The organism is Streptomyces niveiscabiei (assembly GCF_001419795.1).
Lineage (GTDB): Bacteria > Actinomycetota > Actinomycetes > Streptomycetales > Streptomycetaceae > Streptomyces > Streptomyces niveiscabiei.
The window spans coordinates 1-11,923 of sequence record NZ_LIRL01000609.1 but is presented as its reverse complement, the minus strand read 5'-3'; the positions used below and the strand labels follow the sequence as shown (position 1 = coordinate 11,923).

Sequence of the window (11,923 nt, the reverse complement as noted above, 5' to 3'; positions counted from 1 at the left end):
GAACAGGGGGAAACGGGGGGGAGCAAGAGGAAGCGCCGGTTCGACGGTGGCCCGCGGGGGACGCGGCCACGTCGGACCGGCGCTTTCGTCGTACGCGGGCGCCAGTGCCCGTACGCCCCTGTTGTCCCGTACGCCTACAGCCGCCCGCTCACGCGCCCCTGCAACAGCCGCGACAGCGCCGCGTGGACCTCGTCCAGCGACCGCTCCGGCTGGAACGCCTGCCAGTCCAGCGCCGCGACCAGCACCATCCCGACGAGCGCGGCGGCGGTCAGGGGTACGTCGATGTCGTCCGCGAACTCGCGTTCCTCCACGCCCGCGCGCAGGACGTCCTCGACGACGGCCACCGCCTCCTTCCGCACGACCATGAGGGTCGACTGCCAGGCACGGTTCGTGCGCCACAGTTCGGCCACGTACAGCTGGGTGAACGCGGGATACCGGTCGATGAAGACGAGCCCCGCGCGGATCATCGCGTCGAGCGCGTCGACCCGCGTACCGCCCGCGCGCGCGGAGCGCTCGGCCGCCTCTCTCAGGGAGGCGGTCAGCAGGCCCACGCCGTGTCGCAGCAACTCCTCGAAGAGGACGGACTTGCTGGCGAAGTTGTAGTACACGGTGCCCTTGGCGACGCCCGCGCGCTCGGCGATCTCGTCCACCGTGGTGGCGGAGAACCCCTGCTCGGCGATGAGCGTGACGGCCGCCTCGTAGAGCTTCTGCCGAGTGGCCTCGCGGCGGGTGCCACCGCCCGACGTGGTGCTGCTTTCCATGCATCGATTCTCACAGGAACGGGAGCGCCGGGGGACCGGTTCGAAGATCGCGGCGAAGGCGGGACGCGAAAGGCGGCCCGAAGCGATGGTCGAACTCCTGACCGAGGTAAAAGACCAGGTCAGAACGGATTGTCAGTGGCATACCTCACGATGGGCACATACGGCCACAGTGCCGTCACCCAGACGACAGGAGGTTCGTCATGGCCAGCAACCGCGCGGCAGCCACTCACCGGCACAGCGTCACCGGCCCTGCCCCCTCACTGAACGGCCCGGCGAGCGACGTGCACCCCGTCCTGCGCCGGACCACGGCCCCGCCCGCCGCCCTCGACCTGCTCACGCAGGCGCGCACAGGGCTGGACGAGGCCGCCGTCCTCGATACCCCCAACGAGCGGTACGCCACGGCGCACCTCGCGGCGCTGCGCACCGCCGCTGCCGTCCTCGCGGCCCGCGCCCGGCCCGACCTCACGCCCCGGCGCCGCGCCCGCATCCGCAGCGCCTGGGAGCTCCTCCCCGAGATCGCCCCCGAACTCGCCGAGTGGAGCGCCCACTTCGCCGCGGGCGCCACCCGCCGGGCCCGCGCCGAGGCCGGCATCGTCGGCGCCGCGTCCCCGCGCGACGCCGACGACCTCATACGCGACGTCGCGATGTTCGTGCGCCTGGTGGAGCGCCTGCTGTCCGTCCAGCCGGTCCTGCCGCGCCAGAACCCGCCGGGAGGCGACCACGACTACCCGCACGCGGGCTGACGGCACGGCCGAGGCAATAGGGTGGACGCGCACGAAGCCCTCACCTCGGGGGTGTCCGTCCGCTCCGCCGGGTAACGCGGCGGGGCCGCGTCTAGGAGTCAGTTGCCGTGTCGGATCCGTCGCGCTCGCCCGCCCCGCAGGAACGTCCGCAGACCGGGGCGCTGGGGACCGATCCGGCGAGGCCGCGTTCGTCACTGCGCACGGCCGTCGTGTGGGAGGTGCTCCAGGAGGCGCTGGAGCGCCGGGTCAAGGGCAGCGGCCGGGAGTCCCTCGACGTGCTGGACGCCGGGGGCGGCAGCGGCAACTTCGCCGTACCGCTCGCCCGGCTCGGCCACCGGGTGACCGTCGTCGACCCCAGCCCCAACGCCCTGTTCGCCCTGGAGCGCCGCGCGGCCGAGGCCGGCGTCGCCGACCGCGTACGGGGCGTGCAGGGCGACGCGGGCGGCCTCTTCGACGTCGTGGAGCGCGGCGGGTACGACGCCGTCCTGTGCCACGGCGTCCTGGAGTACGTCGACGACCCCGCCGACGGCATCCACAACGCCGTGGCCGCGCTGCGCCCCGAGGGCGTCCTCAGCCTCCTCGCGGCCGGCCTCGGCGGCGCCGTCCTCGCGCGGGCGCTCGCCGGGCACTTCAAGGAGGCCCGGCACGCGCTCGGTGACCCCAGTGGCCGATGGGGCGAGGGTGATCCCGTCCCCCGGCGCTTCACGGCCGAACAGCTCACGGAACTGGTCGAGGGCGCGGGCCTCGCCGTCGGCGCGGTACACGGCGTACGGATCTTCGCCGACCTCGTCCCCGGCGTCCTCGTCGACACCGAGCCCGGCGCGCTGGAAGCCCTGCTGAAACTGGAGGAGACGGCGGCGGAACTGCCCGCTTTCCACTCCGTGGCGACCCAGCTCCACGTCCTCGGCGAGACCCGCGCGAGCTGACCGGTCCCTTTACACCCCCTTGACCCTGGCTTGATCATGGTCCCGGCCGTGATGGAGTACGCCACAGGCCCTCCGTTACGGCGCCGTGCGCCGTATGATCGAGGGAGACCGTCCGGCATGACGGGTCGGCCGCCGGGGAATGGAAGCCTCAGCGAGCCGGGACGCTCTTGACGGGTTCTGGTTGGCCAATTGGCGTAGAGGGGCGGGTTTCACGGGGGCGATTCCCTGCCTATCCTGAAGGGACCCCCGGGTCGCCCCGGCGACTGCACGATGAGGAGGACGCCGTGCCGCTCTCTGAGCACGAGCAGCGAATGCTTGAGCAGATGGAGCGAGCGCTGTACGCCGAAGACCCCAAGTTCGCGACAGCGCTTGAGGGAAGCGGGCTGCGGACGTACACCCGGCGACGGGTCTACCAGGCGGTCGCCGGCTTCCTCGTAGGTATCGCGCTCCTCATGGCCGGTATGGTCGCCCAGCAGGTCTGGCTCAGCGTGGTCGGGTTCCTCGTCATGCTGGGATGCGCCGTGCTCGCCGTGACCGGTTGGCGCAAGGCCCCCAAGCCGGGCGAGCAGCCCGCGCCCGGCGGCCCCCACGCCCGCCAGCCCCGGTCGAGGCGCTCCATGATGGACCGCATCGAGCAGCGCTGGCAGCGCCGCCGTGACGAGCAGCAGGGCCAGTGACCCGAGGCGCGTAGCGCGCAGCTTCTGACACGTACGGCTGAGGGGGCCACCCGATGGGGTGGCCCCCTCAGCCATGTGCGCCGGATGGCGCCGGGAACGGTCGAGCCGGGTGACAGGCGAGCGGGGAAGCCGCCGAGGAGGGTGACAGCCGAACCGGGGAGCCGCCGAGCCGGGTGGCCGCCGAGCCGGGTGGCCGCCGAGCCGGGTGGCAGCCGAGCCGGGTGGCAGCCGAAAAGAAGGGCCGCCGCGCGGTGTCCGGAGACACCCCGCGGCGGCCCTTCCCGCGCCTCTCAGCCTCCTTGTTGCTGCCCCCGCCCGGCCCACGGCGCCCGCTGTGCCAGGCCGGCCCAGCGGGTCGCCCAGGACGCCTTCGTGGCCGTCCAGCGGTCCATGAGGTCCCACATCGCCCGGACGGCGGAACGGGGGGCGACGAGGGCGCGCAGGCGGACCGGCCAGGTCGCGCGGGCACGGAAAGCGGCGCGGACCGCACGGGCCTCGTCCGCCAGGCCGGCCTCCGCGCGCGGGTGCGGTGCGAAGAGGACCTGCTCCACCGCGCCGGCCACCCGGTGCACGGACCGCGCCGCGGGCTCCTCCAGCTCGCCGAGCTCGACGATCCGCTCGGCGGCCCGCCGGGGCGTGAGCGCCTCGTCCGGCGCGATGCCGAAGTCCCACGCCGTGTCCGTCAGCTCCCGCCACACCGCCAGGACATGCGCGACGGCGGCCTCACCGGCCCGCACGGAGGGATCCTCACCCGGCGCCAGCGGATCACCCACCGCGCCCTGGGGCCCCGCGCGGTCCCCGCCAGGACCGGCCCCGGCGTGCCGCGCCGACGCCAGTCGCAGCGACCGCCTGCGCAGCCGCCACAGCATCGGCAGCGACGGCACCGCGATCACCAGCACGGCCAGCAGCGACCACCAGGCCACCTTGTACCAGGGGGTGCCCCCGCCGCCGCCCGTCGCCGAGTCCACCGGCAGCGCGCTCGCGCAGCCGTTCTCCTTGCGCTCCACCGCCGAGCAGCTCGCGCTCGCGGACGGTGCCGCGGAGGGCGCCGCGCTCGCCGACGCCGAGCTCTCCGGCACCACCGGAGCCGCCGGGTCCGCGGAGTCCGGCAGCGTGTACGACGGCGTCGAACCCCGCGTCGGCGTCGGCTCGAACCGGGTCCAGCCGATGCCCTCGAAGTACAGCTCCGGCCACGCGTGCGCGTCCTTCAGGCTCACCTCGACCGTGCCGTTCCCCTGCGGGGTGCCCGGCGCGAAACCGACCGCGACCCGCGCCGGGATGCCCAGCGTCCGGGCCATCGCCGCCATCGCGAACGAGTAGTGGACGCAGAAGCCCTGCTTGTCCCGCAGGAACGTGGCGATCGCGTCCGGACCCGTCCCGACGTCGACCTGGGTGTCGTACTGGAAGCCGCCCGTCACCGCGAAGTAGTCCTGGAGCGCGACCGCCTTCGCGTAGTCCGTCTCCGCGCCCCGGGTGATCTGCCGGGCCTGCTGCCACACCACCGACGGCAGCGAGGACGGCACCTCCGTGTAGTCGCCCAGGATCGACGTGCGCGCCTCGGGCGCCGCCGCGAGCTGCTCCGCCGTCGGCTGCACCTCCAGGCTGTTGACCTGGTACGTCAGACCGCGCGTGTTCTGGCCGTGGTCCCCGACGAGGGTCATGCCCTCGGGCTCGAACCGCCAGTTCCCGGCGATGCGCACCCCGCTCGGCGGGTAGGGCATCGGCAGCCAGTCCTGCGCGTACCAGTCGGCGGCCGTGACCTGGGTGGTGACCTCCGCCCGCTTCACGTCCGAGCGCAGGCCCACCGGCGTCGGGAAGTTCTTGGGGACCTCCTGGATGCGCTTGCGGGACGGGCGCCAGGTCGTGCCGTCGAAGTCGTCCAGGGAGACGATCCGCAGGTACATGTCCGACAGGTCGTTGGAGTTCGTCCGCAGCGTCAGGACCGTACGGTCCTGGTCGATGTTCAGGCTGTCGCGCAGCGACACCAGCGGGTTGACCGCCGAGATCGTGCCCCCGCCGCCCGTGCCCGCGCCGACTCCCGCGCCCGTGCTGTCCAGCAGGCCGCCCTGGATCGCGGGGATCGGCAGCAGCGGCACCACCAGGGCGACGCCGAGCGCCGCCATGCCGATCCGCCGTCCCGTGCGCACCGGGGCCACCGGGCCCTCCGCCGCGCCGGGACCGCCGGGCCCGCGCGGGGCGCCGCCGAAGACGCGGCCCCACTGGGAGAGCCGCTCGCGGCCCTCGGCGAGCAGCAGCATCAGATAGCCGGCCGCCGCGACCAGGAACCACAGCCAGTCGGAGCCCCCCTCGGACAGGCCCGCCGCCACCGAGTACAGGGCCAGCAGCGGCAGCCCGGCCGGGGCCGCGTTGCGGAACGTCACCGCGAGGGTGTCCACCAGCAGGCCGATCACCAGGACCCCGCCGATCAGCATCAGCCGGATGCCGTCGGACAGCGGGGCCGGGATCGCGTACCGGCTCACGTCGTCCCCGCCCGCCTGGAACAGGTCCGCGAAGCGCGCGATCGCCTCCGGGCCGGGGACGATCCCCGCGAGGGCCTGCTCGCGGGCGAAGACCAGGGTCAGCAGCAGGACCGTCACCAGCACCTGCGCCGCCACCGTCAGCGGCCGGGCCAGCGGGATACGGCGGGCCGCCGCGCCCACGCCCGACTGGACCAGCAGGAGCAGCACCGCCTGGAGGAACCACGAGCTGCGGTCGACCAGCGGCAGCAGGGCGGTCGCCGCCATCAGCGTGGCCGCCGCCGAGCACAGCGTCACTCTCGCGCGCCCGCTCATGATCCCGTCCTTCCGATCGTGCCCACCACGCCCGACCGCTCGCGGTCCGCCTGGCGCCACAGGTCCTCCAGCGAGGCGCCCCTCGGGACGCTCACCGCCGTCCAGCCCGCGTCCCGCAGCATCCTCAGCCGCTCTTCCTGACCCTTCATCGGTTCGGACCCGCCGTTCGGTTCACGGCCCGCCTCCCGGCTCCAGGAGTCGTTGTCGACGAGGAACGCGATCGCTCCTCCGCTGCGCTGGCGCATCTTCGCGGCCACCGCCGCCTGCTCCTCGTCCAGGTCGCCGAGGAACGCGATGAGGAGGCCCTCGTTGCCGCCGCGCAGCACGTCGTACGCGCGCGAGAGGCCCGCGCCGTCGGAGTGGTCGACCACTGCGAGGGTGTCCATCATCAGGCCGGCCGCCTCGGCGGACTCGCCGCCGCCCACGAAGCCCTCGGTGCCCTCGCCGGGGACCGAGCTGCCGGTGTCGGTGAGCAGGCGGACCGTGAAGCCGCGCTCCAGCATGTGCGTCAGGACCGACGCCGCGCCCGAGACCGCCCACTCGAAGGGCGCGTCCGGGCCGACGCCGTCGTACGCGATGCCCCGGGTGTCCAGCAGGACCGTGCAGCGGGCGCGCTGCGGCTGTTCCTCGCGGCGGACCATCAGCTCGCCGTAGCGGGCCGTCGAGCGCCAGTGGACGCGGCGCAGGTCGTCGCCGTAGCGGTAGCCGCGCGGGATCACGTCGTCCTCGCCGGCCAGCGCGAGCGAGCGCTGGCGGCCGTCGCCGTACCCCTTGGCCTCGCCGCTGAAGCGGACCGGGGGGAGGGGGTCGACGCGGGGGATCACGGTCAGGGTGTCGTACGACGAGAACGAGCGGGTCAGTTCGCACATGCCGAACGGGTCGGACAGGCGCAGCTGGAGGGGGCCGAGCGGGTAGCGGCCCCGCAGGTCGGAGCGGACCCGGTAGGAGACCTCGCGCCTGCCGCCCGCCTCGACGCGGTCCAGGACGAAGCGGGGGCGCGGGCCGAGGACGTACGGCACCCGGTCCTGGAGCATCAGCAGGCCGGTCGGCATCCGCGACACGTTGTCCATGCGCAGGTGCACGCGGGCCTCACTGCCGGCGGGCACGCGCGCGGGCGCGAGCCTCCGGCTGCCCGCCACCCGGTACCGCGTCCGGTACAGCACCGCCGCGCAGATCAACGGCAGCACCGCGAGCAGCAGCCCGACCCGCAGCAGATCCGGCTGCCCGAGCACGTACGCGCAGATGGCGGCGGCTATCCCGGCGGCGAGGAACGACCGCCCCCGCGTGGTGAGCCCGGCAAGCGCGGTCCGCACGCCACCCTTCTCACCCGGCTTGCCCTCACCCCGGCTCCCTGAGGCACCGGAACCGCCCACCGGCCGCCCCTGCGCGGTCGCCCCCACGGGCCCGTACGCCGGTGGCCCGGCAGGCCGTTCGGGATACGCACCCGAAGCGCCCGACCCGGCGAAGCCACCCGGTGGAGCCCCCGCCGGGCCGGCCGAGGGGGCGGCAGGCCGCCGGGGGTGTCCGCCCGGGGCGACCCCGGCGGCGTGCCCGCCTGCCGCCGCTCCTGCGGAGTCGGCCGACGGGGAGCCGGGCCGTCGGGGATACCCGTCCGGAGCGCTCCCAGCGGGGGTGCTCGGCGGAGTGCCGGGCCGTCGGGGGGCGCCGCTCGAAGCGGTCTCTGCGGGGTCGCTCGGACGGGGGTGGCCGCTTGGGACAGCCCCCGCAGGGTTGCCCGGGGGAGTGCCGGGCCGTCGCGGGTACCCGCCTGATGCGGCTCCCGTGGCCTGCCCGCCTGCCGGTGGCCCGAAGGAACCGGCCGCTGCCGGGTCGCCCGGGAGCCCCGGTCGACCGCCCGCAGAAGCACCCGGGGCGCGCCCGGGCTGCGGGGATCCCGTCGGCCGCGTGGGCTCGCCGAACGCCGCCTCGGCCCGGCCGCCCGGGTGCCGCCCGTGTGCCGGCCCCGTGGAGCCGGCGGACGGCGTTCCCGCGGGGCCTCCCGGCACCCCCCTGGCGCCGGCCCCCGCGGGCCGCCCGTCCGGTGTGTCCCCTGTCGGGAAACCGCCGGGCGGTGCCCCTTCGGGCGTCATCACAGGCCCCGCGAGCCGTACGGCTGGCCGTAGTCGCGCTGCTGCTGGGGGGTTGCCGGGACCGGGGTGCGCTGGAGGATCTCTTCGACGACCTGTTCCGAGGTGCGGCGGTTGAGCTGGGCTTGGGCGGTGGGCAGGAGGCGGTGAGCGAGGACGGGGACCGCGAGGGACTGGATGTCGTCGGGGAGGGCGTAGTCGCGGCCGGAGAGGGCGGCGGTGGCCTTCGCCGCGCGCAGGAGGTGGAGCGTCGCGCGCGGGGAGGCGCCCAGTCTGAGGTCGGGGTGCGTGCGGGTGGCGCCGACGAGGTCCACGGCGTACCGCTTGACCGCCTCGGCGACATGGACTCCGCGCACGGCGTCGACGAGCTTGACGATGTCGTGCGCGTGCGCGACGGGCTGGAGGTCGTCCAGAGGGCTCACCGCGCCGTGCACGTCGAGCATCTCCAGCTCGGCCTCGGGGCTCGGGTAGCCGATGGAGACGCGGGCCATGAAGCGGTCGCGCTGCGCCTCGGGCAGCGGGTAGGTGCCCTCCATCTCGACCGGGTTCTGGGTCGCGACGACCATGAACGGGCTCGGCAGCTCGTACGACTGCCCGTCGATGGTGACCTGGCGCTCCTCCATGGACTCCAGGAGCGCGGACTGCGTCTTCGGCGAGGCGCGGTTGATCTCGTCGCCGATGACGATCTGCGCGAAGATCGCGCCCGGCTTGAACTCGAAGTCACGGCGCTGCTGGTCCCAGATGGACACCCCGGTGATGTCCGAGGGCAGCAGGTCGGGGGTGAACTGGATACGGCGGACCGAGCAGTCGATGGACCGCGCCAGGGTCTTGGCGAGCATGGTCTTGCCGACGCCGGGGACGTCCTCGATCAGCAGGTGCCCCTCGGCGAGCAGCACGGTCAGCGCGAGTCGTACGACCTCGGGCTTGCCCTCGATCACCCCCTCCACCGACCCGCGGACCCTGTCCACGGTGGTGGTCAGATCAGTGAGGCTCGCTCGTTCGTCATAGGTCGTCACCCGGCCCTCCTCGGCCCGTACTGTTCCGGGCCGCCGCTGTCGTGCGAACCGGCCCACCCCGAATCACGGACGCCGCCCCCGGAATGTTCGGCTCGGCGCCCTCACCGCATTCTTGCCGCCGTTACCGATTCGTGTCACTCGCCTGTGGATAACCGCCGGAGATATGTCCTGGGCTGCGGCTTTTGCCGGTAATGGTGACAGGAAGTTGACAGGGCGCGGACCCCGTACTCGCGGTGCTCGCGCTAGTGGGCCGGGTCGATCTCGCGCAGCAGACCCGTCTTCACGTCGAAGACGAAGCCTCGCACATCGTCGGCGTGCAGCAGGAACGGAGACGTGCGCACCCGCTGCATGGACTGCCGGACGTCCTGGTCGACGTCGCGGAACGCCTCCACCGCCCACGCGGGACGCTGGCCGACCTCGTCCTCCAGCTCGGTGCGGAACTCCTCGGTGATCTGTTCCAGGCCGCAGCCGGTGTGGTGGATCAGGACGATCGAGCTGGTGCCCAGCTTGCGCTGGCTGATGGTGAGCGAGCGGATCACGTCGTCGGTGACCACACCGCCCGCGTTGCGGATCGTGTGGCAGTCGCCCAGTTCGAGGCCGAGCGCCGCGTGCAGGTCGAGACGGGCGTCCATGCAGGCCACGACCGCGACACGCAGGACCGGGCGGGCGTCCATGCCGGGGTCGGTGAACGCCGAGGCGTAGTGCTCGTTCGCCTGCACCAGCCGGTCGGTGACCGTGCCGCCGTGAGGTATGGCGCCTTCGGAGTCTGTCGATACGGATGCGGAAGTCGTCATATCCATGACGGTACTGGTCACCCGCCTTCCGGTCCCGTTGTGAGAAAGGAAAATGAGGGTCATCGCACCCTCGGTGTGAGGTAAGCCACAAGAGTGAGCAGGTGGGGGCCCAAAGGGTGATTTCTCGCCGTACGCGGCTACCCGCGCGTGAGGGTCCGCGACGCGCAGGCCGGTTGATTGACCGTGAGACAGCGTGGACTAAAGTGACGCGAAGCGGGAGGCGCGGCAGCGGAGGCTCTCCCTGCCGACTCGAACCCGAGAAACTTCCCCGTGGGACCCCGGCCCGGCCGCTCGTGGTCTCCCCGCGTGCGCGGCGCGTACGTACGGGCCCCGCCGGTAACTGAGAGGGCCCCTTGAGCAACAGCCGACACGTCCCCGTGATGCTCCACCGGTGCCTGGACATGCTGGCACCAGCGCTTCAGGAGCCGGGAGCGGTCGTCGTCGACTGCACACTCGGGCTCGGCGGCCACAGCGAAGCCCTCCTGGAGCGCTTCCCCGAGGCCCGCCTCGTCGCCCTCGACCGCGACAAGGAGGCCCTGCGCCTGTCCGGCGAGCGCCTCGCGCCCTTCGGCGAGCGCGCCACCCTCGTCCACGCCGTGTACGACGAACTCCCCGACGTCCTCGACCGGCTCGGCCACCCGCGCGTCCAGGGCGTCCTCTTCGACCTCGGCGTCTCCTCCATGCAGCTCGACGAGGCCGGCCGCGGCTTCGCGTACGCGCAGGACGCCCCCCTCGACATGCGCATGGACCAGACGACCGGCATCAGCGCCGCCGAGGTCCTCAACACGTACCCCGGCGGCGAACTGGTGCGCATCCTGCGCGCGTACGGCGAGGAGAAGCAGGCCAAGCGGATCGTCTCGGCCGTCGTGCGCGAGCGCGAGAAGGAGCCGTTCACCAACAGCGCGCGGCTCGTCGAGGTGATCCGGGGCGCGCTGCCGCAGGCCGCGATGCGGACCGGCGGCAACCCCGCCAAGCGGACCTTCCAGGCGCTGCGCATCGAGGTCAACGGCGAGCTGTCCGTGCTGGAGCGGGCGATCCCGGCGGCCGTCAAGTCGCTGGCCGTGGGCGGGCGGATCGCCGTCCTGTCGTACCACTCCCTCGAAGACCGCCTGGTCAAGCAGGTGTTCGCGGCCGGCGCCGCCAACACCGCGCCGCCCGGGCTGCCGATCGTGCCCGAGCGCTACCAGCCCCGGCTCAAGCTGCTCACGCGCGGTGCCGAACTTCCCACCGAGGAAGAGATCGCCGAGAACCGCCGGGCCGCCCCCGCGCGGCTGCGGGGCGCCGAGCGCATCAGGGAGGACGTGGAGTGAGCCGGTCAGGGACCGAGGCGGTCGGCCGACCGGGGAGGCGTGGCCCGCTTCCCGACGGGGAGTCCGCGACGGGACTCGCGAGGGCCGCGCGGAGTTCCCGGGGCAGGCGGATTCACACATCTGAGCGACTCGGGCCGGTTCGTGCATCTTCGCGGAGGCTTCGGACGTCCTACTGGGTGGAGGCGCTATGAGAACGGGACTCAAGGGACGACTGGCCGGGCTGCTGCCGGCCGGAGGCGGTGCGCAGGCCGGACGGACACCGTTCGTGCTGCTGGTCGTCGTCCTGCTGGGCGGCGGGCTGATCGGCCTGCTGGTGCTCAACTCCGCGCTCAGCGAGGGCTCGTTCCGGATGGACGACCTCCAGAAGGAGACCAAGAGCCTCACCGACGAACAGCAGGCGCTCCAGCGGGACATCGACTCCTACTCCGCGCCGGACGCCCTCCAGAAGCGCGCCCGCGAACTCGGCATGGTCCCCGGCGGCGACCCCGCCTTCCTCCAGCCCGACGGCACCGTCAAGGGCTCCCCCTCACCCGCCGCGCAGCCCTCCGGGGCCCACGTGCGTGAGTCCGTACGGCCCCCCGAGGCGATCACGCTGTCGCAGACGAACCAGAACGCGACGAACCAGAACGCGACGGGCGGGTTCCCGACGGGCCAACTCCCCACCGGCCAGAGCCAGACCCCCGGTACCCAGGCGAATCAGCCGGGCCGGACGGGGCAGACGCCGAACCAGCCGAGTCAGCCGAACCAGCCCGCCCGGCCGCTCGTCCAGGCGAACGAGCCGAACCAGGCGAACGAGCCGAACCAGGCGAACGAGCCG

Annotated in this window: 10 protein-coding genes; 5 read left to right on the top strand and 5 right to left on the bottom strand. The window is 73.5% G+C overall.

What is annotated here, in order from left to right; genetic code table 11:
• Nucleotides 1-134: 134 nt before the first annotated feature.
• Entirely contained in the window at nucleotides 135-761 is a 627-nt protein-coding gene (locus AOK24_RS27955; protein ID WP_055722826.1) for a TetR/AcrR family transcriptional regulator, read from the bottom strand.
• Between the two features lie 200 nt (nucleotides 762-961).
• Here AOK24_RS27955 and AOK24_RS27950 point away from each other — a divergent pair, with 200 nt between their 5' ends.
• From AOK24_RS27950 to AOK24_RS27940, 3 genes are all read left to right on the top strand, one after another.
• On the top strand, nucleotides 962-1,504 hold the full coding sequence (locus tag AOK24_RS27950) for an SAV_6107 family HEPN domain-containing protein (protein WP_055722825.1): 543 nt from the start codon (nucleotides 962-964) through the stop codon (nucleotides 1,502-1,504).
• A gap of 107 nt (nucleotides 1,505-1,611) precedes the next feature.
• Nucleotides 1,612-2,430, top strand: coding sequence for a methyltransferase (locus AOK24_RS27945; protein ID WP_055722824.1), 819 nt, complete (start codon nucleotides 1,612-1,614; stop codon nucleotides 2,428-2,430).
• Between the two features lie 284 nt (nucleotides 2,431-2,714).
• Nucleotides 2,715-3,107: a DUF3040 domain-containing protein gene (locus AOK24_RS27940; RefSeq protein ID WP_055722823.1), complete on the top strand. Its 393-nt coding sequence runs from the start codon at nucleotides 2,715-2,717 to the stop codon at nucleotides 3,105-3,107.
• A gap of 290 nt (nucleotides 3,108-3,397) precedes the next feature.
• Here AOK24_RS27940 and AOK24_RS27935 read toward each other — a convergent pair whose 3' ends face one another.
• The 4 genes from AOK24_RS27935 to AOK24_RS27920 all read right to left on the bottom strand — a co-directional run bounded on the left by AOK24_RS27935 (nucleotide 3,398) and on the right by AOK24_RS27920 (nucleotide 9,796).
• Nucleotides 3,398-5,899, bottom strand: a complete 2,502-nt coding sequence (locus AOK24_RS27935; RefSeq protein WP_055722822.1) for a transglutaminase TgpA family protein — start codon at nucleotides 5,897-5,899, stop codon at nucleotides 3,398-3,400.
• The gene (locus AOK24_RS27930) at nucleotides 5,896-7,272 is read right to left on the bottom strand and encodes a DUF58 domain-containing protein (protein WP_055722821.1); all 1,377 of its coding nucleotides are present in this window, start codon (nucleotides 7,270-7,272) and stop codon (nucleotides 5,896-5,898) included. Before AOK24_RS27930 ends, AOK24_RS27935 begins: the two co-directional genes overlap by 4 nt.
• Nucleotides 7,273-7,988: 716 nt before the next feature.
• Nucleotides 7,989-9,002: an AAA family ATPase gene (locus AOK24_RS27925; RefSeq protein ID WP_055722820.1), complete on the bottom strand. Its 1,014-nt coding sequence runs from the start codon at nucleotides 9,000-9,002 to the stop codon at nucleotides 7,989-7,991.
• A gap of 242 nt (nucleotides 9,003-9,244) precedes the next feature.
• The gene (locus tag AOK24_RS27920; RefSeq protein WP_055722819.1) at nucleotides 9,245-9,796 is read right to left on the bottom strand and encodes a beta-class carbonic anhydrase; all 552 of its coding nucleotides are present in this window, start codon (nucleotides 9,794-9,796) and stop codon (nucleotides 9,245-9,247) included.
• Between the two features lie 353 nt (nucleotides 9,797-10,149).
• On the opposite strand from AOK24_RS27920, the gene rsmH reads away from it, so the two are divergent.
• Together rsmH and ftsL are read left to right on the top strand one after the other, a co-directional pair.
• Entirely contained in the window at nucleotides 10,150-11,106 is a 957-nt protein-coding gene (gene rsmH / locus AOK24_RS27915) for a 16S rRNA (cytosine(1402)-N(4))-methyltransferase RsmH (protein WP_079057024.1), read from the top strand.
• Between the two features lie 187 nt (nucleotides 11,107-11,293).
• Nucleotides 11,294-11,923 (top strand): cell division protein FtsL (gene ftsL / locus AOK24_RS51230; RefSeq protein ID WP_240554151.1); only part of this gene is annotated, 630 nt, incomplete at its 3' end.